Source organism: Spirillospora sp. NPDC052242 (assembly GCF_040679555.1).
Taxonomy (GTDB): domain Bacteria; phylum Actinomycetota; class Actinomycetes; order Streptosporangiales; family Streptosporangiaceae; genus Spirillospora.
In genome coordinates this window covers 42509-67766 of sequence record NZ_JBFAUZ010000051.1, presented here as the reverse complement: position 1 = coordinate 67766, position 25258 = coordinate 42509, and the positions used below count along the sequence as shown (strand labels likewise).

General features: G+C 75.2%; 27 protein-coding genes. 11 read left to right on the top strand and 16 right to left on the bottom strand.

Features of this window, described 5'->3' with window-relative positions; all coding sequences use genetic code 11:
• On the top strand, nt 1-96 hold a 96-nt coding region (locus AB0L25_RS32965), incomplete at its 5' end, for an acyl-CoA dehydrogenase family protein (protein WP_131764087.1).
• Here the strand turns inward: AB0L25_RS32965 and AB0L25_RS32960 are convergent.
• Both AB0L25_RS32960 and AB0L25_RS32955 read right to left on the bottom strand, forming a co-directional pair.
• The gene (locus AB0L25_RS32960; RefSeq protein ID WP_500176665.1) at nt 89-1525 is read right to left on the bottom strand and encodes a sensor histidine kinase; all 1437 of its coding nucleotides are present in this window, start codon (nt 1523-1525) and stop codon (nt 89-91) included. The genes AB0L25_RS32965 and AB0L25_RS32960 overlap by 8 nt on opposite strands.
• Nucleotide 1526: 1 nt before the next feature.
• Nucleotides 1527-2207 carry a response regulator transcription factor gene (locus AB0L25_RS32955; protein ID WP_500176664.1) on the bottom strand — a complete coding sequence of 227 codons (681 nt, stop codon included), beginning with the start codon at nt 2205-2207 and terminating at the stop codon, nt 1527-1529.
• Between the two features lie 131 nt (nt 2208-2338).
• Between AB0L25_RS32955 and AB0L25_RS32950 the strand changes: the two genes are divergently transcribed.
• On the top strand, nt 2339-2986 hold the full coding sequence (locus AB0L25_RS32950) for a PepSY domain-containing protein (protein WP_500176663.1): 648 nt from the start codon (nt 2339-2341) through the stop codon (nt 2984-2986).
• 85 nt (nt 2987-3071) lie between these two features.
• Entirely contained in the window at nt 3072-3863 is a 792-nt protein-coding gene (locus AB0L25_RS32945; RefSeq protein WP_500176662.1) for an SAM-dependent methyltransferase, read from the top strand.
• Here the strand turns inward: AB0L25_RS32945 and AB0L25_RS32940 are convergent.
• Nucleotides 3836-6040 carry an SNIPE associated domain-containing protein gene (locus tag AB0L25_RS32940; RefSeq protein ID WP_500176661.1) on the bottom strand — a complete coding sequence of 735 codons (2205 nt, stop codon included), beginning with the start codon at nt 6038-6040 and terminating at the stop codon, nt 3836-3838. The two genes, AB0L25_RS32945 and AB0L25_RS32940, sit on opposite strands and share 28 nt — an antisense overlap.
• Before the next feature lie 146 nt (nt 6041-6186).
• Nucleotides 6187-6459, bottom strand: a complete 273-nt coding sequence (locus AB0L25_RS32935) for a hypothetical protein (protein ID WP_500176660.1) — start codon at nt 6457-6459, stop codon at nt 6187-6189.
• 125 nt (nt 6460-6584) lie between these two features.
• Between AB0L25_RS32935 and AB0L25_RS32930 the strand changes: the two genes are divergently transcribed.
• Entirely contained in the window at nt 6585-7235 is a 651-nt protein-coding gene (locus AB0L25_RS32930) for a YdcF family protein (protein WP_500176659.1), read from the top strand.
• Between the two features lie 12 nt (nt 7236-7247).
• Here AB0L25_RS32930 and AB0L25_RS32925 read toward each other — a convergent pair whose 3' ends face one another.
• The 3 genes from AB0L25_RS32925 to AB0L25_RS32915 all read right to left on the bottom strand — a co-directional run bounded on the left by AB0L25_RS32925 (nt 7248) and on the right by AB0L25_RS32915 (nt 9100).
• Complete coding sequence (locus AB0L25_RS32925; protein ID WP_500176658.1) at nt 7248-7460, bottom strand: DUF5999 family protein; 213 nt, start codon at nt 7458-7460, stop codon at nt 7248-7250.
• Nucleotides 7461-7588: 128 nt separating this feature from the next.
• The gene (locus AB0L25_RS32920; RefSeq protein WP_500176657.1) at nt 7589-8101 is read right to left on the bottom strand and encodes a hypothetical protein; all 513 of its coding nucleotides are present in this window, start codon (nt 8099-8101) and stop codon (nt 7589-7591) included.
• A 183-nt stretch (nt 8102-8284) separates the two neighbouring features.
• Nucleotides 8285-9100, bottom strand: a complete 816-nt coding sequence (locus AB0L25_RS32915) for an SAM-dependent methyltransferase (RefSeq protein ID WP_500176656.1) — start codon at nt 9098-9100, stop codon at nt 8285-8287.
• A 251-nt stretch (nt 9101-9351) separates the two neighbouring features.
• Between AB0L25_RS32915 and AB0L25_RS32910 the strand changes: the two genes are divergently transcribed.
• From AB0L25_RS32910 to AB0L25_RS32900, 3 genes are read left to right on the top strand one after another with little or no spacing between them, the layout of a single operon-like run.
• Nucleotides 9352-10068 carry a DedA family protein gene (locus tag AB0L25_RS32910; protein ID WP_500176655.1) on the top strand — a complete coding sequence of 239 codons (717 nt, stop codon included), beginning with the start codon at nt 9352-9354 and terminating at the stop codon, nt 10066-10068.
• The gene (locus tag AB0L25_RS32905) at nt 10049-11341 is read left to right on the top strand and encodes a sensor histidine kinase (protein ID WP_500176654.1); all 1293 of its coding nucleotides are present in this window, start codon (nt 10049-10051) and stop codon (nt 11339-11341) included. The genes AB0L25_RS32910 and AB0L25_RS32905 overlap by 20 nt, the downstream gene beginning before the upstream one ends.
• Nucleotides 11332-11976: a response regulator gene (locus AB0L25_RS32900; RefSeq protein WP_500176653.1), complete on the top strand. Its 645-nt coding sequence runs from the start codon at nt 11332-11334 to the stop codon at nt 11974-11976. The genes AB0L25_RS32905 and AB0L25_RS32900 overlap by 10 nt, the downstream gene beginning before the upstream one ends.
• Before the next feature lie 213 nt (nt 11977-12189).
• Here the strand turns inward: AB0L25_RS32900 and AB0L25_RS32895 are convergent, their stop codons facing one another.
• Both AB0L25_RS32895 and AB0L25_RS32890 read right to left on the bottom strand, forming a co-directional pair.
• Nucleotides 12190-13332 carry an FAD-binding protein gene (locus AB0L25_RS32895; protein ID WP_500176652.1) on the bottom strand — a complete coding sequence of 381 codons (1143 nt, stop codon included), beginning with the start codon at nt 13330-13332 and terminating at the stop codon, nt 12190-12192.
• 1 nt (nt 13333) lies between these two features.
• Nucleotides 13334-13795 (bottom strand): MarR family winged helix-turn-helix transcriptional regulator, encoded by a 462-nt coding sequence (locus AB0L25_RS32890; protein ID WP_500176651.1) that lies wholly within the window; start codon nt 13793-13795, stop codon nt 13334-13336.
• A gap of 114 nt (nt 13796-13909) precedes the next feature.
• On the opposite strand from AB0L25_RS32890, the gene AB0L25_RS32885 reads away from it, so the two are divergent.
• Complete coding sequence (locus AB0L25_RS32885) at nt 13910-14374, top strand: DoxX family protein (RefSeq protein WP_500176650.1); 465 nt, start codon at nt 13910-13912, stop codon at nt 14372-14374.
• A gap of 1091 nt (nt 14375-15465) precedes the next feature.
• On the opposite strand, the gene AB0L25_RS32880 is transcribed toward AB0L25_RS32885, so the two are convergent.
• Nucleotides 15466-16671 carry a PucR family transcriptional regulator gene (locus AB0L25_RS32880; RefSeq protein ID WP_500176649.1) on the bottom strand — a complete coding sequence of 402 codons (1206 nt, stop codon included), beginning with the start codon at nt 16669-16671 and terminating at the stop codon, nt 15466-15468.
• Between the two features lie 91 nt (nt 16672-16762).
• Between AB0L25_RS32880 and AB0L25_RS32875 the strand changes: the two genes are divergently transcribed.
• Nucleotides 16763-18064, top strand: coding sequence for an MFS transporter (locus tag AB0L25_RS32875; protein ID WP_500176648.1), 1302 nt, complete (start codon nt 16763-16765; stop codon nt 18062-18064).
• Between the two features lie 13 nt (nt 18065-18077).
• The gene (locus tag AB0L25_RS32870; protein ID WP_500176647.1) at nt 18078-19358 is read left to right on the top strand and encodes an alkyl sulfatase dimerization domain-containing protein; all 1281 of its coding nucleotides are present in this window, start codon (nt 18078-18080) and stop codon (nt 19356-19358) included.
• Nucleotides 19359-19420: 62 nt separating this feature from the next.
• Here the strand turns inward: AB0L25_RS32870 and AB0L25_RS32865 are convergent, their stop codons facing one another.
• Genes AB0L25_RS32865 through AB0L25_RS32845 form a run of 5 tightly spaced genes read right to left on the bottom strand, consistent with a single transcriptional unit; the run spans nt 19421 to nt 23145 of the window.
• Complete coding sequence (locus AB0L25_RS32865; protein WP_500176646.1) at nt 19421-20218, bottom strand: ABC transporter permease; 798 nt, start codon at nt 20216-20218, stop codon at nt 19421-19423.
• Nucleotides 20215-21162, bottom strand: a complete 948-nt coding sequence (locus AB0L25_RS32860; protein WP_500176645.1) for an ATP-binding cassette domain-containing protein — start codon at nt 21160-21162, stop codon at nt 20215-20217. The genes AB0L25_RS32865 and AB0L25_RS32860 overlap by 4 nt, the downstream gene beginning before the upstream one ends.
• Complete coding sequence (locus tag AB0L25_RS32855) at nt 21159-21284, bottom strand: hypothetical protein (protein ID WP_500176644.1); 126 nt, start codon at nt 21282-21284, stop codon at nt 21159-21161. The genes AB0L25_RS32860 and AB0L25_RS32855 overlap by 4 nt, the downstream gene beginning before the upstream one ends.
• Nucleotides 21285-21321: 37 nt before the next feature.
• On the bottom strand, nt 21322-21903 hold the full coding sequence (locus AB0L25_RS32850; RefSeq protein ID WP_500176643.1) for a helix-turn-helix domain-containing protein: 582 nt from the start codon (nt 21901-21903) through the stop codon (nt 21322-21324).
• A 15-nt stretch (nt 21904-21918) separates the two neighbouring features.
• A complete protein-coding gene (locus AB0L25_RS32845; protein WP_500176642.1) occupies nt 21919-23145 on the bottom strand; it encodes an MFS transporter in 1227 nt (408 codons plus the stop codon).
• Nucleotides 23146-23381: 236 nt separating this feature from the next.
• Here AB0L25_RS32845 and AB0L25_RS32840 point away from each other — a divergent pair, with 236 nt between their 5' ends.
• On the top strand, nt 23382-24173 hold the full coding sequence (locus tag AB0L25_RS32840; protein ID WP_500176641.1) for a PP2C family protein-serine/threonine phosphatase: 792 nt from the start codon (nt 23382-23384) through the stop codon (nt 24171-24173).
• Here the strand turns inward: AB0L25_RS32840 and AB0L25_RS32835 are convergent.
• Nucleotides 24133-25251, bottom strand: a complete 1119-nt coding sequence (locus AB0L25_RS32835) for an NAD(P)/FAD-dependent oxidoreductase (protein ID WP_500176640.1) — start codon at nt 25249-25251, stop codon at nt 24133-24135. The two genes, AB0L25_RS32840 and AB0L25_RS32835, sit on opposite strands and share 41 nt — an antisense overlap.
• Between the last annotated feature and the right edge of the window lie 7 nt (nt 25252-25258).

Genomic DNA, 25258 nt, shown 5'->3' with positions numbered 1-25258 from the left:
GTGGAGCGGATGATGCGCGACGCCAAGATCACGCAGATCTATGAGGGGACCAACCAGATCCAGCGGATGGTCATGGCCCGCCAGCTCCTCAAGTAGCGGGCAGCCGCACCTCGAACAGGGCGCCGCCCTCCGGCGCGTCCCGCACCGTCAGGGTGCCGCCGTGCGCCGCCACCAGGTCGCGGGCTATCGCGAGGCCGAGTCCCGCGCCGCCCTCGTCCCGGCTCCGCGCGTCGTCCAGCCGCACGAACCGCTCGAAGACCCGCTCGCGGTCGGCCGCCGGGATCCCGGGGCCGTCGTCGGCGACCCGCAGCACGACGTCCCGTCCCTCCCGGGCGGCGGTGAGGCGGACGACCCGGTCGGCGTGCCGCTCGGCGTTGTCCAGCAGGTTGCCGAGCACCCGCGACAGCCGTCCCGGCACGCCCGTCACCCGCGGGTCGCCCTCCACGGACGCCCGCACGGGGACGCGGTCCCCGGCGGCCCGGCGGTCCAGTTCGTCCCGCACGAGCTCCGCGAGCCGGACGGGACGCGGCGGGGGGCGCTCGCCCGCGTCGATCCGCGCCAGCAGCAGCAGGTCGGCGGCCAGATGCTGCAACCGGACGACGTCGTCCACCACCCCCTGCACGTCCAGCAGCTCCGGATGCGCGGCCGCCACCTCCAGCTGCGTGCGCAGCGACGCGATCGGGCTGCGCAGCTCGTGCGACGCGTCCGCGACGAACGCGCGCTGCTTCGCCACCGAGTCCTCGAGCGCGGCGAGGGTCGCGTTCGTCGTGACGGCGAGCCGGCCGACCTCGTCCCGCGCCTCCGGCACGGGGACCCGGCGCGACAGGTCGCCCGCCACGGTGATCTCCGCGAGCTCCGCGCGGACCGCCTCCACCGGGCGCAGCGCCCGCCGCGTCACCAGCCACGTCACGCCCGCCACCACGGCGAGCAGCAGCGGCAGCCCGACGAGCATCGAGCGCGTCACCGTCCCGACGGCGCTGCGGGACGCGTCAAGCTCGGTGCCCGCGTACACGGTGACGGTCTCGCCCGCGGGCGTCGTCACCTCGACCGCCGCGAACCGGTAGTCCTCCGTCCGGCCGTCGACGGTCGCGGTGCCGGTGGTGAAGGACGGGTCCTCGCCGGAGACCTCGCCGCGGCGCGGGGCGTCGTCGACATCGTCGCCGTCGCCGGAGTCGTCGTCCCCGGCGTCCGGCGGCGGGAGGGGCGCGGCCGACGCCGCCCCGGTCCCGCCGATCGCGGTCAGGTCCTCGCTCGCCGCGCGCACCCGTCCCGTCCCGTCCACGACCTGCACGGGATGTTCGTCGTCGTCGGGCAGGTCGAGCGACCCGAACGGGGTGCCCGTCGCGAGCTGCGACGCCACCTCCCGCGCCGCGACCTCCGACCGCAGGTCCGTCTGCCCGCCCAGCTCTGCGCGCAGCAGCAGGACGACCGCGAACCCCGCGGCGACCAGCGCGGCGGCGACGACGGCCGTCGCGCCCAGCGTCGTCCGGGCCCGGACGGACCCGAACCATCGCCCGGCGGGCATCTCAGGCGCCCCCGTCCCGCGCCAGCCGGTAGCCGGCGCCCCGCACCGTCGCGATCGACCTGCGGCCGAACGGCACGTCCAGCTTGCGGCGCAGCGCGCTCACGTACACCTCGACGATGTTGGGATCGCCGTCGTAGGCGAAGTCCCACACGGCCTCGATGATCTGCGCCTTCGACACGACCCGGCCCGCGTTCACCGCCAGGTGCTCCAGCACCGCGAACTCCTTGGCCGTCAGCTCGACCTCCTCGTCGCCGCGGAACACCCGCCGGGCGGCGGGGTCCACGGTGAGGTCGCCCAGGACGATCGACGGTGCCGCGCCCCGCGTGCGCCGCCGCAGCAGCGCGCGGACGCGGGCCACCAGCACCACGTACGAGAACGGCTTCGTCAGGTAGTCGTCCGCGCCCGTGTCCAGGCCCTCGGCCTCGTCGTACTCGCCGTCCTTGGCGGTCAGCATCAGGATCGGCGTCTCGTCGCCCGCCGCCCGCAGCGCCGCGCACACCCGGTAGCCGTTCATCCCGGGCAGCATGATGTCGAGGATGACCAGGTCGTAGCCGCCGCCCGACGCCCGCTCGTACCCCAGGGCGCCGTCATGGACGACGTCCACCGTGAACCCCTCGGCGGTCAGGCCGCGGGCCAGGGACGTGGCCAGGCGTTTCTCGTCCTCGACGATGAGCAGGCGCATGGAGGACAGCCTGCCAAACCGTTCCTGAAGAAGGCTTCAGGTCGCTTCAGGTGCGCTACAGGAACGTCCGACATCGTCGGTGACGTACGGGCCGACCGGCCACGACACACCGACACCGGAGGTGGAACCACATGGGCATCGACGCGCGCCGCATCCTCACCGGCCGCAGGCTGCTGGTCACGGCGCTCGCCGCGGCGGCCGTCGCCGGCGGCGGAGCCGCCACCGCGGCCGTCGCCACGGCCGACGACCGGGACGAGGGCGTCCCTTCGGGCACCCGCGTCACCGCGGTGCAGGCCGCGCAGGCCGCGCTGAAGGCGGCCCCCGGCACGGTCGAGGACATCGACCTCGACGACGACGACGGCACCGCCGTCTGGGAGGTCGACGTCGTCGCGTCCGGCGGCGGCGTCCGGACCGTGAGCGTCGACGCCGGCTCGGGCAAGGTCGTCCAGAACCGGGCCGACCTGGACGACGACGATGACGACGACCGCCGCGAGGCGGCCGCCGACGCGAAGGCGCTGGGCGGCGCGAAGGTGACCGCCGTCGCCGCCGCGAACGCCGCGCTGAAGGCGGCGCCCGGCACCGTCACGTCCATCGACTTCCAGACCGGGACGACCCCCTCCTGGGAGGTCGAGGTCGCGGGCTCGAACGGCACCGAGCACGAGGTCACCGTGGACGCCGCCTCCGGCAAGGTGCTCCAGAACCAGGCCGACGACCAGGCCGACGACCAGGCCGACGACCGTGCCGACGACGGGGAGGACGACGACCGGGACGACGACTGACATCGCCTCCGCGGCGTCCCCCGCCCGTGAATGGGGGACGCCGCCGCCGGGAAGACACCGATCACGGCGGGTTGAGAGGGAGGCTATGAGCGACCAGGCACCGGCGCCCGGCGTCGACACGACCGTCCCGCAGGTGGCGCGGATCTGGAACTACTGGCTCGGCGGCAAGGACAACTACCCCGTGGACCGCCGGGTCGGCGACCAGATCCTCCGCATGCTCCCGGACGTCGCGCGCCTCGCCCGCGCGTCCCGCCTCTACCTCAACCGCGTCGTGTGGTTCCTCACCGCCGAGGCGGGCGTCCGCCAGTTCGTCGACGTCGGCACCGGCCTGCCCACCGTCGACAACACCCACGAGGTGGCGCAGCGCGCCGCGCCCGAGTCGCGCATCGTCTACGTCGACAACGACCCGATGGTGCTGGCCCACGCGAAGGCGCTGCTCACCAGCACCCCCGAGGGAAGCACCGCCTACGTCCACGCCGACCTGCGCGACCCCGGGCGCATTCTCGAGGCCGCCGCCGAGACGCTCGACCTCGGCGAGCCGGTCGCGCTGACGCTGATGGGCGTCCTCGAGTTCATCACCGACGACGACGAGGCGTACGCGATCGTCCGGCGGCTCATGGACGCCCTCGCCCCCGGCAGCTACCTCGCCATGTACGACGGGACGAACGTCGTGCACGGCGCGACCTCGGACAGGATCGCCGAAGTGTGGAACGCGTCCGGCGACTCGCCCCTCGTCCTGCGCACCCCCGAGCGCATGGCCCGGTTCTTCGACGGGCTCGAGCTCCTCCCGCCCGGCATCGTCCCCATCACCCGCTGGCGCCCCGAGCACCCCGCCGACGACGTCGACGCCTACGGCGGCGTCGCCCGCAAACTCTGACCCTCCCGCCCCCCGCCCGCTCGGAACTCCAACGCCTCCGGCGTCTCGCTGTACTCGACGAGATGCCCGCCCGCGACACGCTCCAACACCGCCCGCACCTCTGCGGGCGTGGCGTAGAAGAACTCCCGCCGCAGGTTGACCTGGTTGACGCGCCGCTCCGCGAACTCCCGGTGCAGCTCGCCCTCCAGTCCGACGGCGTCCTCGCTGAAGATCAGCGCGTGCACGTCGAACCGGAACGGGACGGACGCGTCACCGAGCTCGCGGACCCGGTCCATCGGGTCGAGCCGCCGCGTCATCCCGATCTTCACCATCCGCTCGCCGAACGCGCCGATGTTGGAGATGACGTACACGTACCCGGCGCGCACCTTCGCGGCCCGTCCCTCCACGTCGGTGATCGCCTCGTCCACGTCCGCCAGCTTGGCCCGCAGTTCCGCGGCGCCCTCGGCGTCACCGCGCGCCTCCAGGCGGGCGAGCGCCGATTCCACGTGTGAGCGTTCCTTCAGCAGGCGCGCCTTCTCCCGCTCGAACTCCTTGCGCGCCTTCTCCTCCTCGCGCTGCCGCTCCCGCTCGGCCCGCACCCGCTCCTTCTCCTCCTCCAGCTTGGCGAGGTGGTCGGCGGTCAGCCGGAGCTCTTTGATCCGGACGTCCCGGTACTGTCGGCTCACCCGGATGTCCATGGTCTTGCCCAGGCGCTCGATCGTCTGCGCGCTCTTGTCGAGCCGGTCGATCGCCGCCTGCAGCTTGTAGGGCCGCATCGTCCGCACGAGGTTGTCGGCCTCGGCGTTGTAGGCGCGCAGCATGAGCTTGGAGAAGTCGCGGACCATCTTGCCGCCCTGCGCGGTCGAACCGTTGACCGTCCAGTTCGTGGCGCCGACGACGGCCCGGTCGTTGCGGGCCATGGACTTGATGCGGTCCCGCACCTTCGCGAGCTCCGCCTTGTACGCGACGGAGTCGGCGAGAGGATGCTGGTACTCGTAGACTCCGGCCTCCTGCAGGAGGGCCGTGTCTTCCGTCTCCACGATTCCGCTGCGCAGGTTTTCGAGCCGGATGCGGGCCTTTTCCGCGTCCCGCCGCACGTCCGCCGCCTCCGTCCGCAGTCGCTCGATCTCCGCCGACACCTGGACGGCCTCGAGTCCGCCGAGGCGCTCGAGGAAGTCCCGCAGCCGGGCGTTCTCGGCTTCCAGTTCTTCGATGCGCTGCTTGCGGCCACCGAACAGCGGCACGCTCCGTGCCCCCGCCCGGGATGCAGCGGCCCCAGACCCGGTCGGCGCCGGGACGCGCGGCGGCGGGACGGTCGGCGACGGCGCGGGGGCGTGCGGCGGGGCGGAGACGGAGGTCGCAGGGAGCCAGAACTGCCATCCGGGCGGGGCCGGTGGCCAACTCGGGTCCGGTCGCCATCCCGGCGGCGGGGTCCACCCTGCGGGCGGCGCGGGCCAGGTCGGCGGCGGGTTGTAGCGCCACCCGGGCGCGCCCGGGGCGACGGCAGGCACGGGGCCGGGCGCGCCGGCGTCCGGCGCGGACGGGACGAGCGGCGGAGGAGCCGGGGCGGGCGCGGGCGGCGGAGGAGCGGTGAAACCCGGTGACCCGAAGGGCACGGAGACAGCGGGTTCCGCCGGGGGAGTGAACTCGGCCGGGGGGACCGGCTCGACGGGGGGCACGGATCCCTCAGGCGCCGGGGTCGGCCATCCGGGGCCGCCGGGCGCGGAAGCGGCGGGCTCCGGCGGAAGGACGGGCCCGTCCGGCGCCGGTGTCGGCCGTGCGGGTTCGCCGGGCGCGGCGTTCCGTGCCCGGATCAGCTTTTCGACGAGCTCGTGCAGGCGCGGGGCGTCCTCGTCGTGGACGTCACCGAAGTCGACCTCCTCGCCCGTCCCGGCGAACGCGACGAGGAACCATCGCTGCTTGTAGGACCGGCGGATCTCGATTCGGGTGGCGTCCGCGATCGCCAGTTCCCGTCGCGGCCCCTCCCGGACGAGGTCCGCGGCGGACAAGCCGAGGACGCGCCGGTCGGTGACGGCGACGTGGGTGAGGGTCGGCAATACCTTGACGGTCGCGGCGATCGCGAGCAGTCTCTCCCCGTCCTTCAGGTAGAGCCCGACGGCCCGTCGCAGGTCCTGCGCCTCACCGTCCCCGAGTTCGACCCCGACGTACGCCGGGCACGGTGTTGTCCACCCCGTCATCGCTTCCTCGCAGCCTGTGCAAGGCGGAACGCCCCCGATCGCGGGACCGTGGACCGTGCCGCCGTCCGATGGTCATGCCGAGGGGAGCGCTCGACCTCTGTGTGACGGTTCGGCTGCGTTGCGGGTTTACGAGACCGGAGGGCCGGTCAGCGGCGCATGCCGCTGCCGCCGGATTCCTCCTCGCCGTCGGTGGTGTGCTCGGGTTCGAGGTATTCGTCGTCGGGCCACAGCGTGTCGGCGAGGCAGGCGAGGTACTCCTCGTCCGCGGGGTCCAGTTCGGCGGTCATCGACTCCGGGTGGACGCCGGGCGGTCCGGTGCGCGGCTCCGCGGGCGCCGCGGGGGCGAAGGGGCGGAGCAGGTTGGAGACGCACAGGCCGAGCACGGCGACCAGTGCGACGAGGACCAGGACTGTGATCACACCACCCCGTCCTTTCGCGGTCGGGTTCCACATGAACCTTGCGTAAGTAGCGAAACAGTTGAACGCTACCGGGACGACCGATCGGATGGGAGTCCGACATGCTGACCGCAGGGGACAATGGGCGCATGCGGACTCACGGCCCCGTGGACGCGCGGGCGCGCGAGCTGGCCCGGATCCTCTGGGATCACCTGGTGCTGGCCGACCCTCTCTCCAAGGCTGACGTGATCCTGGCGCTGGGGTGTCACGACACGCGGGTGGCGGTCCATGCCGCCCGGCTTTGGCATGAGGGACGGGCGCCGCTGCTCGTCGTCTCGGGCGGGCGCGGCAAGATCACGTCCGGGTGGGCGGAGACGGAGGCGCGGGTCTTCGCGCGGGTGGCGCGCGAGCACGGCGTCCCGGAGGAGGCGCTGGTGCTGGAGGAGACCGCCTCCAACACGGGCGAGAACATCACCGCGACGCGCCGCCTGCTGGACGAGCGGGGCGTCGACGTGCGCAGCGGGATCCTGGTCGCCAAGCCCTACATGACGCGCCGGTCCCTCGCGACGGCTCGGCGCCAGTGGGCCGGGCCGGCGTGGGCGGTCACCGCGCCCGAGATCGGGTTCGACGCGTACGGGGACGACGAGCGGCGGTTCATCGAGCTGATGGTGGGCGACCTGCAGCGGATGGTCGTGTACGCCGAGCGCGGGTTCCAGGTGCCGATGCCCGTTCCGGAAGCGGCGTGGGCGGCGTACGAGGAACTGGTGCGGCTCGGCTACGACCGTCACGTGATCAGGTGACGGCCGCGGCCGTCAGGCGGCCGCGGTGGGACGGTGCGGGGCGACGACCCGGCCGTCGGGGAGCAGCTCTCCGGTGTCGTCGAAGACGACGATGCCGTTGCACAGCAGGCTCCAGCCCTGCTCGGGGTGGTACGCGACGGTGCGCGCGGCGTCCCGGTCGTGGGCGTCGGCGGCGGGGCAGCACGGCTCGTGCGCGCAGGTCGTCGGGTCGGGGTGGGCGGTCACGGGATTCCTCCAGGGCGTCCCTGTGATTAAGGACATACTTCACCATGCCGCCGTACGTCCGAAATATGCAAGCAGATGAGGAATTCTTTACGTTACGAGCGTGTAAAGGTTCGGGGTACCGGGCAATGTCAGCGCCGGTCCGGTTCGTCGCCGTGGTCCACGTCCAGGCCGACGACCGACGCGCAGCCCGTGCAGACCCATTCCGCGATCACCGCCTCGAAGTCGGCTCCGCGGGTGCGGTAGGGGTGGGCGACGCGCCTGCGCCGCATCCCGTGGCCGCAGGACGAGTGGAGCAGCCGGCCGCACGCCGGGCACGGCCACACGTCCTCGCGGCGCAGCGCGCAGCGCGGGCAGAGCGGGGCCTCGAGCGCCTCGAACGGGCCGTCCGCCGGGACGCCGCCGTGGAGGTCGAGGCCCAGTTCGGCGCGCCAGTCCCGCTCGAGTTCCAGGTACTCGTCGCCCGGCCAGTGGTGGTCGGCGAGCCACGCGAGGTACTCCTCCTCGCCCGGCTCCAGCACGGCCGTCAGGGACTCGGGGTGCCCGGACGCCGGGGCGGGCGGACGCCGGAAACGGTGCCGGGTCGCGGCCAGCAGGATGAGCAGGCCGAGCAGCACGGCGGCCAGGCCAGTCGCCAGGGGCATCGCGGGGGTTCCTTTGGATCATGAAAGCGCTTCACAAAACCCTGCGAACGCTACAAGAAGGCTTCCTGACCGAAAAGTCGATCAGAAAGATCCTTTGTCCGGATCTCCGGCGAGGCTCGTCCGAAAATGGCGAAGCTCGTGACCGGAACCCCCTGGCGGCGTTCCGGTCACGAGCCCGCGCGGTCAGTCCTTGCGGCCGAGCACCGCCGCCATCTGGCTGTGCAGCGGGTGCTCCAGCGGCCCCGCCGGCCCGTCCGGCCGCCACGCGGTCACGAGTTCGACGCCCGGCTCCAGGATCGTCAGCCCGTCCATGAACCGCTCGATCTCGGAGGCGGGACGGAAGTAGGAGCCGCCGAGCCCCGACTGCAGGATCTTCTTCGCCTCCTCGACGCGCGGGTCGTCGCCCGCGTCGTGCAGGTGCGTGAGCATCACGTGGCTGCCGGACGGCAGGAACCCGTGCAGCGCGCGGACGACGCCCGCCGGATCCCGGTCGTCGGGCACGTGGTGGATGATCGCGGCCAGGATCACCCCGACCGGACGGTCGAGGTCGATCAGCGCGGTCAGCGCCGGATCGGTGAAGATCTTTTCCGGCTCGTGGAGGTCGCCCTGGATGAACGTCGCGACGCCGGTCTCGGTGAGAAGCGCCCGGCCGTGGGCGAGGACGATCGGGTCGTTGTCGACGTACACGACGCGGGCGCCCGGGGCGGCGGCCTTGGCGAACTGGTGCACGTTGGACGACGTGGGCAGCCCGGACCCGATGTCCACGAACTGGTCGATGCCGAGCTTCCCGGCGAGGTAGGTCACCGCCCGCTCGATCGCGACCCGGTTGCCGCGCGCGACGACGGGCGCCTCCGGGACGAGCTGCATCACCATGTCCGCGACCTCGCGGTCGGCGGCGAAGTTGTCCTTGCCGCCGAGGAAGTAGTCGTACACCCGGGCGAACGTCGGGGTGGAGGGATCGATGCCGGGCGGAACGTTCTCCGGGAGGTCGTCGGCCACGTGCGCGGCTCCTCGCTGAATCGGTGCGGCGGTGTTGAAAACGCCATGCGGTGGGGAGTTCCACATTAGGCTGAACCGCCCGGCGTTGCGGGCCTTTCCCCGATCATCGCCCCCCGGCCGCCGTCCGGCGCGGCGCGCGGCGGAGGCGGCGGGGTGCGGTTTTCCGCAGGGCCGGGATGCGGCGCGCGGCCGGTAAGGTCGGCGGTGCGCTCCATGGTGGCGGTATCGGCGGATCTCTAGTGTGGCGAGGCATGATCACAATGACGTTTTTGGCGGCGACCGAGGGCGAGCCGGTGGGCGGCATCGCCGGCTGGGCCACCGACCTGATGGAGCAGATGGGCGCGCCGGGCGCGGGCATCGCCATCGCGCTGGAGAACCTGTTCCCGCCGCTGCCCAGCGAGATCATCCTGCCGCTCGCCGGGTTCACCGCGTCGCAGGGCAAGATGAACCTCATCGCCGCCCTGATCTGGACGACCGTCGGCTCGGTCGTCGGCGCGCTCGCCCTGTACGGCATCGGGGCGGTCATCGGCCGCGACCGGATCCGCCGGCTCGTCGCCCGCCTTCCGCTCGTCAAGATCGAGGACCTCGACCGCACCGAGGCGTGGTTCGCCAAGCACGGCGCCAAGGCCGTCTTCTTCGGCCGCATGATCCCGATCTTCCGCAGCCTCATCTCCATCCCGGCCGGGGTGGAGCGCATGCCGCTGAGCAAGTTCCTGCTGTACACCACCCTCGGCAGCGCGATCTGGAACACGATCTTCGTGATGGCCGGGTACGGGCTCGGCGACCAGTGGCACAAGGTCGAGGAGTACGTCGGCGTCTACTCCAAGGGCGTCATCGCGGTGGTGGCCCTGGCCGTCGTCGTGTTCATCGCCTTCCGCATCGTCAAGTCGCGCAAGGACGGGAACGGGGGCGGCGGCGCGCACCGCGTCGGTCCGAGAGACGCCGAGCGTGATCACAGCGCCTTCTGACGACGTCGCCGGCCACCGCACCGGGCGAGCCGACCTCCACGGAGGGCTCGCCGCGCAGGACGTTCCCGGTGTTCCCGGGGAGCGCACGGCCGCTGCCGGTACCGCCGGCGGGCGCAGCGCCCTGCGGACGGCCGCGCGCGCGGCCGCCGGGCTCGTGCTCGGCACCCTGACGGCCCTCGGCGAACTCGCGTTCCTGCTGGTCGCGGCCGTGCTGGCACCGTTCTCGCTGGCCGTCTCGCGCGGCGAACGTCCGGTGCCGGACGCCGTCGCCGCCGCCGCCCGCGGGCTCACGGAACTGGAACGGCGCAGGCTCGCGGCGTTCTTCGCCGAGGAGAGCGCTGCCGCGGACGGCCCGGGACGCGCGCTCGCCTACCTGGCGCTGCGCGCACCGATCGGGCTCCTCGGCGGGACGATCCTGTTCCTGATCGTCTACGGCGCGGGCCTGGGCATCGGCCTGATGGCGAGCTGGTGGATCACCGGCGACTACATGGACGGCATCCCGCCGCACCTCTGGATCGTCGTCTACACGCTCCTCGTGGGCATCGTGCTGCTGTTCATCGCCGTCCAGGGGCTCGCCGGGGTCGTCGCGCTGGAGCGGGCGACCGCCCGCCGCCGCCTCGGCCCGAGCCCGCTGGACGCCTACCGCCGCCGCATCGCCGAACTGCGGGTGACGCGCGCGCAGGTGGTGGACGCCGTCGACGACGAGCGCCGCCGCATCGAGCGCGACCTGCACGACGGCGTCCAGCAGCGGCTCGTCGCGCTCGGCATGCTGATCGGGCGGGCCCGCCGCGCGGGCGGCGCCGACCCGGAACGGGCCGCCGAACTGCTGCGGCAGGCGCACGAGGAGTCGCGTCGGGCCCTGGACGACCTGCGCGAGGTGAGCTGGCGCGTGTTCCCGGCGGCGCTCGACGGCGAGGGCCTGCGGGCGGCCCTGGAGACGGTCGCCGAACGGTCGGCGGTCCCGGTGACGATCGGCTACGACGTCCCCGAGCGGCCCCCGCACCCGGTCGAGACCGCCGCGTACTTCGTCGTCTGCGAGGCCGTCAACAACGCCAACAAGCACTCGGGCGCGGGCCGGGTCCGCGTCGACGTCGCGGAGCGGGAGGGGAGGCTCGGCGTGCGCGTCGAGGACGACGGGACCGGGGGCGCCGACCCCGGCGGCGGGGGGCTGGCCGGGCTGGCCCGCCGGGTCGCCGCACTGGACGGGACGTTCGCCGTGGACAGCCCGCCCGGCGGACCTACCGTGATCGCCGCGGAGCTGCCGTGCGGGTGATGCTCGCCGAGGACTCGACGCTGCTGCGCGAGGGCCTGGTGCGGCTGCTGGCCGAGGAGGGCCACGAGATCGCCGCGGCCGTCGGCGACGGCGACGCGCTGCTCGCCGCCGTGGCGGCGGCGCCGCCCGACGTCGTCGTCGTGGACGTGCGGATGCCGCCCACGCACACCGACGAGGGGCTGCGCGCCGCGCTGGAGATCCGCCGCCGCTGGCCGCGCGTCGGGGTGCTCGTCCTGTCGCAGTACGTGGAGAAGCGGTACGCCGCCGAGCTGATCACCGCCGACACCGGCGGGGTCGGCTACCTGCTCAAGGACCGGGTCGCGCAGGTCGACGAGTTCCTCGACGCGCTCGACCGGATCGCCGAGGGCGGCGCAGCGTTCGACCCCGAGGTCGTCCGGCGGCTGCTCGCGCACAGCGCGCACGCCGATCCGCTGGCCCGCCTGACGCCGCGCGAACGGGACGTCCTCGGCCACATGGCGCAGGGGCATACCAACGGGTCGATCGCCGCGCACCTGCACATCTCGCAGAGCGCCGTGGAGAAGCACGTCAATGCGATCTTCGACAAGCTCGACCTGTCGGCCGCCACCGGGTACAGCCGCCGCGTACTGGCCGTCCTGCGCTACCTGCAGTCGTAACCCCTCACCCCGTGCGTGGCCCGTGCGTGGCCCGTGCGTGGCCGTGCCCCCGTGACCTGGTGACTCCGTGACCTCAAGGTCTCGTGACCCGCGTCCGCCGGCCTGGCCCCGGCCCGGCGGGGCGGGTGCTCCGCCGGTGTTGGCGTGTGCGGCGCGTCCGAGGTCCTGGTCGGGCGGACGACGGCGGCGGCGTGCGGCGGGCTGGGCCGGGGGTCATCCCGGGGCGGGCGTGCCGTCGTCCACGGAGTCGACGGGGTAGCGGGTGCCGCCGACGGCGCGGGCGCGGGTGAGGAGCGCGCGGTTGGCGGCGAGCATCGCCGGGACGGGCGCGCAGCCCGGCGAGGCCGTCCGCAGCATCCCGAGCAGGACGGGGTCGGGCGGGACGGCGAGCCCGGGCACGCGCCCGGTGCGCAGCGCCTTGATCAGGACGACGCCGCTGAGGCCCACGCCGGCCGGGTCCGCCGCCGCGAGCTCCGCCTCGATGACGGCGGCGGCGCGGTCCCCGGGCAGGAACACCATGCCCCACGGGTGCGGGCGCGCCCACTCGCCGAGCGCGACGAGCTCCGCGACGTCCGGGCGGAGCCGGTCGGCGAAGTCGAGGTAGGGCAGCTCCTCGGCCTCGGCGGTGCCGGGCGGCGGGGCGCCGCCGTGCAGCACGGCCTTGGCCTCGTACCGCCACCCGCCGCCGTCCGCCGGCTTGGCCTGCCCGGACAGGTGCTCGGCCCGCGTCTCGCGCTGCACCCGCAGCAGCTCGGCGGCGTCGCGGCACGGGATCGTGCAGGACAGCACGCGCTCGGGCACGGGGACCAGCCGCAGCACGGCCCGGGTGATGACGCCGTGCCGTCCGAGCCCGGCCCGTACCGCGTCGAACAGCTCCGGCCGGGCGGCGGGGGAGCACGTCACCGCCCCCCGCTCCGCGTCCAGCCCGTACCGGACGACGTCCAGCGACAGGACGTTCGCGGCCTGCAGGCCGTGCCGGTGGGAGCCGCCGCCGACGCCGCCCGCCGACAGCGTCCCGCCGACGGTGACGTCGAGGTGGTCGGTCAGCACGGGCGGGGCGAGCCCGTGCGGCAGCGTCGCGTCGAGGACCTCCCGCCAGGTCGTCCCGGCGTCCACGACCGCGTGCGCGCCCCGCGGCCCGTCCGTCCCGACCGCGTGGACGCCGGCGAGCCCGCGCATGTCGAGCGAGACGCCGCCCGTCAGCGACTGCCCGAACGTGGAGTGCCCGAGGCCGCGCGGGACGGCGGCCAGCCCGTCCGCGGCGGCCTCGCGGAGCGCGGCGGCGACCTCCGCGGCCGACCCGGGGCGGACGACCCGCGCGGGGGAGCGCTCGACGATCCCGCCGAAGTCGCGCACGCTACCCCTTCCGCAGGCGGTCGGCGACGCGGCCGAGCGCGTCGCCGAGCAGTTCGATCTCCTCGCGCGACAGCACGTCGATCAGCGACTCCCGGACGACGCGGCGGTGCCCGGGGCGGACGCGCTCGAGCGCGGCGGCGCCCTCGTCGGTCAGCTCCGCCCACACCGACCGCCGGTCGGTCTCGCAGCCGGCGCGCCGGACGAACCCGGCTCGTTCGAGCCGCGTGACCTGGTAGGTCAGCCGGCTCTTGGAGATCATCACCTCGCGGGCGAGGTCGGACATCCGCAGCCGCCCGCCGTCGGCCCACTTCAGCCGCACCAGGACCTCGAACTCGGGATGCGAGAGCCCGCCGTCGCGCTTCAGCTGCCGCTCGACCTCGTGGTCCATGAGGTGCCCGGCCGCGAGGAACGCCAGCCAGGCGCGCATCTCCGCGTCGTCGAGCGGAACCCCCGCATCGCTCATGCGGTGATTCTAGTTGGCCTGTATCCAACCTGAAGTTTCTAGGTGGTCTGGAATTCAACCACCTCTGGTAGCGTTCAGTTAGTTCATATTTGAACCTTCAACCGGAGGAGAGGCATGCTCCCGTCTCGCCGACACCCCGACCTGCTCCACGCCGGGCTGCTCATCGGCCGACTGGTCCTCGGCGCGGTGTTCGTCGCGCACGGCTGGCAGAAGCTCAACGACACCGGGCACGCCGGCGTCACCGCGATGTTCGACGGCCTCGGCATCCCGCTGCCCGGCGCCGCGGCGACGTTCGCGACCTGGCTGGAACTGCTCGGCGGCGCCGCGCTGATCGCGGGCGTCCTCGTCCCGCTGGTCGGCGTGCTGCTCGCCGCGAACATGGCCGGCGCGTTCTGGTACGTCCACAAGGACGCCGGGTTCTTCGCGAGCGACGGCGGTTACGAGTTCGTCCTCGTCCTCGGCGCCGTCGCCCTGCTGCTCGCGCTCACGGGGGCGGGCCGGTTCTCGCTGGACGCCGTCCTCTGGGGCGGGCGGCGCCGCGCGGCCGACGCCCCGGAACGCGAGGGCGCGGCGGCCTGACCCGCCCCGCCCGGCGGGGGGCGCCCCCCCCCCGGGCCCGGCTCCGCAGCGATCCCTGACTGCGTGTGGCGGCCGAGACGGGGGTCGGACGGAGTACCGGCCGCCTTCGGGTCACCGGCGCATGGCCGGTCGGGTTGGGAACCGGTCGCTCACCTCCTGTCAGGGACGGGCCGCCGGGTCGCACGGACCCGGACGGCGGGACGGGGACGGGCGCCGCGCCGACACCCGCGTGATGTTCGGGAGAGCCCTCGGCGGCCGGAGGGAAGGCGACCGCCGAGGGGACGACAGGGGAGGACCGAGGGATCAGTCCGTCCCGCACATGCACTGACCGACGTGCGGCGAACCGACGTGCGGTGGACCGCTGCCCGAGCCGTGCCGGCGCCGGGACGGTGCCCGCGAGGGCGACCGTCACCTGCCGGGGCGCACCCGCCGTGGCGTGCCGGCCGGGTGCTCGCGGGCTTGCGGAGCGCCGCCGGGCCCTGGGGAGGGCGGGCCTCGAGTGGCGCCGGGCGCCGCGTCCGCTCGGGGCGGGCGGTGGCGGCGGGGCGGTGACCGGACGGGTGCGGGGCCGTGCCTGGACGGGCGCGGGCCCGCGGGGGCGCTCGGCGGGGTGCGGTCCGGGCCGGCGGCGTCCGGCACGGCGCCGCCGGCCCGGCCGCGGGGGAGCGCCGGCGCCGCGGGGGCGTACGGCGCCGGCGTCCGGTGATGGGCGGGGTGCTCGCGGGACGGGGAACGGGACGGTCCGGTGCGGCCGAGGGCCCGAGGTGTGCCGCCGTGCACGGCGTCCGCGGCCGGCGTCGGGGGACGCCGCGCGCCGGGGCGGGACGTGCCGGGGACGCCCTCGGCCGCGCCGGTGAGGCCGTCACCCGCGGTGCGTCGCATCTCGGCCTCCTCTCGTCCGGGACCTGGGGCTTTGCCGCCCCGCGGTCCGCTCGTTCACTCGCTGTCACGAACTCGTTGCGTTAAGTACCCCCGGGTCATGCTCGCGTAAACCGGGGTCAGCGCGCGGAATCATGATCGTCACCAGACTTTGCCTTCGCATTGCCCGGCGCCCCCGGGCGGCGGGGCCGGGCGGCCGCCGCGGGGCGGGGTCAGCCCAGGCGGCGCAGGGCGAGGGCCGTCGCGCACAGCAGGGTGCCGCGGGTCGTGCGCGGGTCGACGCCGATCAGCCGGGACGTCCGGGCGAGGCGGTTGTCGACGGTGTTCGGGTGGACGGTCAGCGCGGCGGCGGTGCGGCGCCGGTCGAGGTCGTGGTCGAGGAAGGCGCGGAGGGTCTCGAGGAGCTCGGGGTGGTCGTCGAGGGGGTCGAGGGCCGCGGCGAGCGCGGGGCCGCCGTCCGGGGCGCCGCTCAGGTGGTAGTCGAGCAGGACGTCGCCGAGCTCGTAGACGCCGGGCGGACGTCCGGTGGCGCGGGCGATCCGGGCGATGCGGGCGGCCCGCGCGGACGCGCCGGGGATCTCGGCGGTGCGGGCGCGGGCCGCGCCGGCGGTGACGGGCTCGGCGCGGGCGAGGGCGCGGCGGAGTTCGTCCATCCGGTCGGCCGCGCGGAGGGGGAGCAGAACGTGGACGCCGCGGCCGTCGAGGAGGGTGAGCGGCGCGCCGCCGGCGAAGCCCTCCAGGGCGGCGCGGACGCGGCGCTGCAGGCGGCGCTCGGCGACGCCGGTGGGGCGTTCGGGCGGCGGCAGGTTCAGCACCAGGAACGAGTCGGGGAGCGGGACGCCGTAGCGGTCGGCGGTGGCGCGCGCCGGTTCGCCCGCGAGGAGGGCCCGCGCGATCTCGCGGAGGGCGTCGCGGCGCTCGTCCTGGATCGCGGCCTGCGCCGCCTGGTACGCGTCGGCGACGGCGGCGACGACCCGGTTCGTCCCGCGGATCTGCAGGCGGGCGAGGAGCGGGAGCGCGTCCTGCTCGCCGGGCCGGACTTCGGCGACGAGCGCGTCCCAGATCAGCTCGGCGCCGATGTAGTACGTCGACAGGAGGGTGGAGAGGCCGACGCCCTCCTCGGCGCGCTGGGCGGCGCGTTCGAGGAAGAGCCGCAGGTCGTCGTGGTCGACGCGGGTTCCGGCGGCCATGTCGAGGAACTGCCGGATGGCGAACCGGGCGGTGGCGGCGATCTCCAGGTCGCGCATGTCCGCGGGCAGGTCGGCGTAGTCGGGGATGGCGGCGAACCGCCGCTCGGCCAGCTCGCGCGCGAGCCGGTTGACCTTCGGCTCGCAGCGCGCCGCCAGCGCCGCCGCGACGCGCCGCGCCTCCCGCTCGTCGATGACCGGCCCCCCTTCAGCGCGATTGTGACATGTCACAGCGATCCCGGGTGAACGCGGGACGGCCGCCGATTGTGGAGGCGTGCGTCCGGGAGGGAGGGTGATCCGTACCAGAACGGACGGAGCGCGCATGGCACCCACCGCGAAACCCCCGATCCCCGACGCGTCGAGTTCCCGCCGGGCGTGGACGGTCGTCGTCCTGCTCGTCCTGTTCATGATGATCAACTTCATGGACAAGGCCGTGCTCGGCCTCGCCGGCGACCACATCCGCGCGGACCTCCGGCTGACCGACACCGAGTTCGGCTCGATCGGCAGCGTCTTCTTCCTGCTGTTCAGCGTGTCGGGCGTCGCGGTCGGGTTCCTGGCCGACCGGGTGCCCGCGAAGTGGCTGCTCGTCGGCCTGGTCGCCGTGTGGAGCGCGTCCCAGCTCGCGGTCGCGCTGCCGGCCGCGGGCCTGCTCACCCTGATGATCACCCGGGTGACGCTCGGGATGGCCGAGGGGCCCGCGTTCGCGATGGCGAACCACACCGCGTTCAGCTGGTTCCCCGACCGGGAGCGGGCGCTGCCCAGCACGCTGCTGACGACCGGCGGCGCGTTCGGCGTCGCGCTCGGCGCCCCGGCGCTCGCGGTGCTGATCACGAACGTCGGCTGGCGGTCGGCGTTCCTGGTGACCGGCCTGCTCGGGGTGCTGTGGGTCGGGCTGTGGCTGGCGAAGGGCGGCGAGGGCGGGTACTCCGCGCGCGCCGCGGCGGCGGACGGCCCGCGCTTCCCGTACCTGCGGCTGATCACCCGCGGCACCGTCCTGGGCGGCCTCGCGGCGGGCTTCGCGGCGTACTGGACGATGGCGGTCGCGATCACCTGGCTGCCGCAGTACCTGCAGCGGGTGCACGGCATGGAGCTGGAGCGGGCGAGCGTCATCGCGGCGGCGACGCAGGTCGTCGGCATCGTCGTGATGCTGTCCATCGGCTACGCCTCGACCAGGATGACGCGCGCCGGACGGTCCAGCCGCGCGGCGCTCGGGTACCTCGGCGGCGCCGCGGTCGTGCTGTCGGGCGCCGCGATGCTGCTGGTCACCCGGTCGGGCGGGGGAGCGGCGTTCATCGCGGTGCTGATGGTCGCCTACACGTTCGGCAATTCGTTCTTCGGGCTGATGCAGGCCGCGGCGGCCGAGCTCGCGCCCGTCCGGCAGCGCGGCGCGGTCCTCGGCACGGTGACCGCGCTGGCGTCCCTCGCCGGGGCGCTCGGCCCGGTGCTGACCGGCGCGATCGTGGACGCCGCGGGGACGGCCGAGGCCGGCTTCCGCGCCGCGTTCGACCTCGGCGCCGCACTCATGATCGTCGGCGGTCTGCTGGCCGCCGCCTTCGTGCGTCCCGCCCGCGACCGCGCCGCGCTCGACGCTGCGCGCCCGTCGGCGGCGGCTCCCGCGCACTGACGAAAGGAAAGAGATGAACATCAGGGCATATGCCGACAAGGTGTGGTCCGGTGCGAGCGACGACAGCATCGCCAACACCGGGATGGGCGGGAAGGGCGTCATCGACATCGCCGACGGGCTCGGCTGGAAGCCCGGCTTCGGCAGCGTCATCGCGTTCCGCACGCGCGGCGAGCTGATCCTGTTCGACACCGGCAACAAGGCGTACGCCGGGAAGACGCACGCCCGGATCCGCGAGTGGACGTCCGACCCGCTGGGCCTCGCGTTCTACTCGCACGGCCACGTCGACCACGTCATGGGCATGGACCCGTTCGACGCCGAGGACGGCCCGCGCGTCCAGGTCGTCGCGCACGAGAACGTCCGCGACCGGTTCGACCGGTACGCCCTCACCGCCGGGTACAACGCGGTGATCAACCAGCGGCAGTTCCAGATCCCGGACCTGCGCTGGCCGACCGAGTACCGGCACCCGGACGTGACGTTCCGCGACGCGCTGACCGTCACCCGCGGCGACCTCACGTTCGAGCTGTTCCACGCGAAGGGCGAGACGGACGACGCCGCCGTCGCCTACGTCCCCGAGCACAGGCTCCTCCTGCCGGGCGACCTGTTCATCTGGCTCGCCCCCAACTGCGGCAACCCGCAGAAGGTGCAGCGCTACCCCCGCGAGTGGGCGCACGCGCTGCGCCGCATGGCCGCGCTCGGCGCGGAGATCATGATGCCGTCGCACGGCGCCCCGATCTTCGGCGCCGACCGGATCGAGCAGGCGCTCCTGGAGACGGCCGAGTGGCTGGAGAGCATCGTCGACCAGACCCTCGGCCTGCTCAACGAGGGCCGCCGCCTCGACGAGATCGTCCACGCCGTGACCCCGCCCGCGCACCTCGCCGACCGCGTCTACCTGCAGGCGAAGTACGACGAGCCGGAGTTCATCGTCCGGAACCTGTGGCGCATGTACGGCGGCTGGTACGACGGCAACCCCGCGCACCTCAAGCCCGCCCCGGACGCCGCCGTGGCGCGGGCCGTCGCGGACCTGGCGGGCGGCGCCGCGAAGGTCGCCGACGCCGCCCGCCGCGCCGCCGCGGACGGCGACCTGCGGCTGGCCGCGCACCTCGCGGAGATGGCGGTGCAGGCCGACCCGCAGGACGCCGCCCTGCACGGGGCCCGCGCCGAGGTGTACGCCGCCCGCGCCGCCGCCGAGCCGTCGCTGATGGCGACCGGCGTGTTCAAGTGGGCCGCCGACGAGTCGCGGCGCGCCGCCGGCGGCGAGGCGACCCCGAGCACCATCCCGGGCCTGATCGCCTGACCGTCCGGCCGTCCGGCCGTCCGGCCCCGGCGCCCGTGCCGGGGGCGGGGCCGGGCGGCGGGTCAGGTGAGGTCGCGGCGCAGCGGCGCCGCGACGGCGGCCGCGGCGGCGAGGGCCGCGTACCCGAGGAGGACGAGCGTGCCCGCCACCGGCGGCAGCAGCCGGACGGGATCGGTCGCCATCTGCTGCGAGAGGGCGTCGGCGACCGCGGTGAAGTCGGTCAGCGCCGCGGTCGCCCCGCCCGGCAGCCACGGGTAGAGCCACCGGACGCCCGGCACCATCAGCAGCAGCGTCTCGCCCGCGTACAGGTAGCCGACGACGACGCCGAGCGCCGCCGTCCGGTTCGGGATCAGCGCGCCCATGCCGATGCCGAGCAGCGTGTAGACCGCCATCGCCACGCCGATGCGGGCGAGCAGCGCGAGGATCGTCCCCGCGGGCAGCCCCAGGTCGACGCCCTTCGCCGCCGCGACGCCGAAGAACGCCGCGGCGGCCGCGCCCGCGAGCACCGCCCCGTACCCGGCCCCGGCGGCGCCGTGGACCAGCAGTTTCGCCGCGAGGACCCGCCCGCGGCGCGGCGCGAACAGGAACGTGGCGTCCGCCGTCCGGTGCCGGTACTCCGACGCCATCGCCAGCGTGCCGACCGCGGCCGGGACGATCGCGGTGTACCCGAGGAGCCCGAGGACCGACCGGACGCCCTCCGCGGTGTGCAGGCCCGGCATCGGCGGGTCGAAGTTCTCCGGGCCGACGGCGGTCAGCACGCCGACGAGCCCGCCGCCGGCCAGCCCGCCGAGCAGCAGGGTCCCGAGCCAGGCCCGGGTGGCCAGCAGCTTGCGGAACTCCGCCCTGACCAGCCGGTTCATCGCGCGCCTCCGGTGAGTTCCAGGAACATCCGCTCCAGGTCGAGTTCCTCGGTGGCCAGGCCGTGGACGCGCAGCCCGTGCGCGGCGGCGAGGGCCGCGACGCCGGCGGCGTCCAGCCCGTGCACCCGCAGCTCCTCGGGCGCGTCCGGCCCGGCCGGTTCGGCGCGCACGGGACGTCCGGGCGGCGCCTCCCGGACGAGCGCCCGCGCGAGCTCGGCGGCGTCCGGCGAACGGACCAGGACGACCGATGCCGCGCCCGCGAGCCCGTCCAGCGGCCCGGCCGTCACGACCCGGCCGCCGCGGATCACCACGACGTCGTCGGCGATCCGCCGCACCTCGCCGAGCGCGTGGCTGGAGAACAGGATCGTGCGGCCCTCGCCGGCGAGGCGGCGCAGGAACGTCCGCAGCCACGCCGTGCCCTCCGGGTCCAGGCCGTTGCCGGGCTCGTCGAGCAGCAGCACCCGCGGATCGCCCAGCAGCGCGGTCGCGAGGTTCAGCCGCTGCCGCATGCCGGTGGAGAAGCCGCCGGTCCGGCGGTGCGCGGCCGCGGCGAGCCCGAGGACGTCGAGCAGTTCGTCGACGCGCCCGTCCGGGTGCCCGCCCATCGCCGCGTACACGCGCAGATGGTCGCGCGCCGAATGCGCCGGGTGGAACGTCGCGGCGTCGAACACCGCGCCGACCGTCGCCGACGGGTTCGGGATGTCGCGGTAGCGCCGCCCCCCGATCGTCGCCGACCCGGACGTCGGCGCGACGAGGCCGACGATCATCCGCATCGTCGTGGTCTTCCCGGCGCCGTTCGGGCCGAGGAAGCCGGTGACCCGGCCCGGCTCGGCGGTGAAGCCGGCGCCGTCCACGGCGACGACGTCGCCGAACCGCTTGGTCAGCCCGTTCACCTCGATCCGCGTCGCCTCGGCCCGCGTCGCCTCGGCCCGCGGCCCGGTCACGTCCGGCCCCGGCGGTCCGCGGCGGCGAGCGGGACGGTGACCCGGCCGCGGCGCGTCCAGGTCCGCTCCCACGCGCTGAACTCGATGTCGATGCGGTCGCGGGCGACCTTCACTTCGGCCATGGCATCGCCTTTCTCGTCGCGGCCCGGGTTCGGGCCGTCAGGTGTCGTCGGGCGTTTCGCCGGGTTCGCCGGCGGGCGCCTTGTCGGGCGGGTCGACGGGCATGAGGACGCTCGCGAGCAGGCGCGGCGTCCGTCCCCCGCCCGGCTCGTTGGCGAGGAGCGGGCCGACGAGTTCGGTGAAGCCGCGCGCGAACTCGGCGAACTCCGCGTCGTCCAGGTTCAGCACGACCTGCTGGTAGCCGACGCCGTCGGCGACGATGTCGATCTCGTCGCGCGCCAGGTAGCGGGAGAACTCGGCCAGGAGGCTGGAGACGAACGCGGTGAAGTACCGCCCGTGGTCCGCGGCGGTCGCCGCGGCCAGCTGCTCGGGGTCGAGCCGTGCCCCGCCGGGCGGCAGCGTGTAGACGCGCTCCTGCCCGATCCGCCGCTCCTCGGTCGCCTCCAGCAGGCCGCCCTTGGCGAGCGCGGCCAGGTGCCGGTACAGGGTCGCCTGCGGGACGTCCGGCAGCATCCCGGCGATCTCCCGCGTCGTGCGGCGCCCGGCGGCGACCGAGCGCAGGATCCGCAGCCGTACCGGGTGGAGCGCCAGCTCCTCCCACCGCTCCTTCGATGTGCTCACGAATGCACTTTATCATTATCGATAATGAGAACTGCACAGGTGGTGGAGGTGACGGGCCAGCGCGACCGCCGCCAGCGCGGCCACCAGCCCGCAGACGCCCGGCCAGCCGAACGCCGCGTACGCGCGGGCGCCCAGCCACGAACCGGTGCTGCCGCCGAGGAACGCGCACGTCATGTACGCCGTGTTGACGCGGCTGCGCGCGTCCGGCCGGAGCGCGAAGATGCGCGCCTGGTTCGCCACCATCCCGGCCTGCATCGCGACGTCGAGCAGCAGCGTGCCCGCCCCCAGCGCCACGAGCCCCGCCGTGCCGCCGAGGACGCCCAGCGCGAGGACGCCCGCGGACGCGATCGTCCCCGCGATCGCGGCGAGGCTCACCGCGTCCGCGCCCCGCCGGTCGACGAGCCGTCCGGCGGCCGGCGTGCACGCCATCGTCACCCCGCCGGCCAGGGCCAGCACGCCGACGGCGGACGCCCCGAGCCGGTACTCGGGACCCGTCAGGTAGAGCGCGACGCCCGTCCACACCGCCTGGAACCCGCCGAAGACGGTCGCCTGGTACAGGCACGAACGCCGCAGCGCGGGCTCGCGGCGCAGCAGCCGCGGCGCCGCCGCGAGCAGCGTCCGGTACGGCACCCGGGCGGGCGGCCGCGCCGCCGGCAGCGCGGCCGCCAGCACGATCGCCAGCGCCAGCGCGGCCGCCGCCGACACCGCGTACGGGCCGCGCCAGCCGAGCCGCTCGCCGACGACGCCGCCGAAGGCGCGGGCCAGCAGGATCCCGCCGATCGACCCGCTCAGCAGCGTCCCCAGCACGGCGCCGCGCCGCTCGTCGGTCACCAGCCCGGCCGCCATCGGCGCGATCACCTGCGCGACCACCGTCGTGAGCCCGACGAACGCGCTCGCGCCGAGCAGCGGCGGCAGCGCCGGGGACCCGGCCGCCGCCAGCAGCCCGACCCCGGTCAGGGCGAGCAGCACGACGATCAGCGTCCGGTGCGGGATCCGGTCGCCGAGCGGCACCAGCAGGAAGTTCCCGGCCGCGTAGCCGAACTGCGCGGCCGTCACCACCAGCGCCGCCGCGCCGGGGGAGACGCCGAGGCCGTCCGCGACCAGCGGGCCGACCGCCTGCGGGAAGTAGAGGTTGCCGACCGCGACACCGCAGGTCAGCGCGAGAAGGAAGACGAGCCGGCGGCTCGGCGGGGCCGGCTCGGCGCGGCGCGCGGGCGCCGCGGAAGGGGGATGCGAGGACACGTGACTCCACGATTCGACGCGGCGGAGCCGTCGGGCTCCGCGAGGGACGGGCCGTCGGGGGCTCGCCTCGGCGCCGTGGAGCGCGGGCCGCGCGCCCGGTCAGGGCGCGGCGCGCTCCGCCGCCGAGGCGTCCGTCGCGGCCGTGCGGAGAACCGGGTGGCGCATCGATCGTCCTTTCGTGGGAGCGGACGCACGGTCTCATGCGGTTCGTCCGCCCGGCAAGCTATTTTCCCGTCATGCCCTGTGTGCAGTGCGGCGGGACCGTCGCGCCCGACGGCCGCTGCTGGGACTGCGGGGCCGCGCAGCCCGCCTACCGCGCCCACCTGGAGACGGCCGTCCCCGGCGCCGCCGGGGTCGCCGACCGCGGCCGCCGGGACGTCAACGCCGACGCGATGGCCCTTGTCGCCGCCGGGCCGTGGACGATCGGCGTCGTCTGCGACGGCGTCTCCATGGCGCCCCGCGCCGACCGGGCGGCCCGGGTCGCCGCCGACACGGCCGCGGCCGTCCTCGCCGCCCGGCTCCCCGCCGGCGTCCTGCCCGAGACCGCGCTGGACGAGGCCGCCGCCCGCGCGGGCCGCGCCGTCGCCGCGCTCGCGACGTCCGTCCGGTCCGCCCCGGCGTGCACGTACGTCGCGGGCGTCGCCGGACCGGACGGCCTGTGGGCGAGCTGGATCGGCGACAGCCGCGCCTACTGGCTCCCCGACGAGGGCCCCGGCACCGCGCTCACCGAGGACGACGTCGGGGAGCACGACGCGATCGCCGCCTGGCTCGGCGCCGACGCGGGGGAACCGGAACCCCGCTGCCGCAGCCTGCGCCCCGGCGGCGCGGGCCGCCTGCTGCTCTGCACCGACGGGCTGTGGCGGTACCTGCCCGACCCCGCCCCGCTGCGGGCCGCCATGCCGGGCGGGAGCCCGCTGGACGACGCGCGCGCCCTCGTCGGCCGCGCGCTCGACGCGGGCGGCGCGGACAACGTCACCGCCCTGCTCGTCAGCGTGCCCGCGCCATCACGCCGGGGTGCCGCATCGTGAGCACCGTGCCGCGCACGATCACCTCCTTGACGCGCGCCGCCGCGCGCCCGGTCAGGACAGCCCGCTCGATCGGCGTGTCGTCGGCGTGGCTGAACTGGATGAGCGCGTCGCGGCGCCCCAGGCTGATGCACTGCCCGACGTACCGCAGCCGCGCCCGTCCGGGTTCGCGGCCGCGGGCGAGGGCCGCGGCGGCCGTCCCGCCCTGCAGGCCCATCTGGACGCCGATCTGGCAGGACATCCGCGACATGCGGTTCCGCACGGGCAGCACGGCGGCGTCCCCGACGGCGATCACGTCCGGGTGGCTCAGCGCCCGCAGCGTCCCGTCCACGCGGACGCGCCCGCCCTCGTCCACGTCCAGGCCGGCGGTGGCGGCCAGCGGCGGGCCGCGGAACCCGGCGGTCCACACGACCGCGTCCGCCGGCAGGTCCCGCCCGTCCCGCAGCGTCAGGCCGCCCGCGGCGACCTCGGCGACCGGCGTGTCCTCGTGCACCGCGACGCCCATCCGCTCGAACGTCCGGTGCAGGTAGCGGCGCGCGCGGGAGCCGAGGCTCGCGCCGAGCGGCCCGTCGGTCACCAGGCCGACGCGCAGCCCCGGCCGGGACTCGGCCAGCTCGGTCGCCGCCTCGATGCCGGTCAGGCCGCCGCCGACCACGGTCACCGACGCGAGGCCCGGCAGCCGGTCCCGCAGCAGCCCGGCCTCCGCGGCGCCCGCGACCGTCAGCGCGTGCTCGCGCGCCCCCGGCACCGCGTCCAGGTCGGTGGCGCTGCCGAGCGCGTAGACGAGCGTGTCGTAGCCGAGCTCGGCGCCGCCGTCCAGCCGGACCTTCCGGGCGTCCACGTCGAGGCCGGCCGCGCGGGCGACGACGAGGTCGACGCCCGTCCCGTCGAGCAGGCCCGCGAGCGGCAGGTCCGCCAGGTCCTGGCCGGCCGCGAGCTGGTGGAGCCGGACGCGCTCCACGAAACGGTCGGACGCGTTCACCAGCGTCACCCGCGCGTCCCGTCCGGCGGCCTTGGCGGCGCGCTTGGCCGCGCCGAGCCCCGCGTAGCCCGCGCCGAGCACCACGATGCGGTGGGTCATGCTTCCT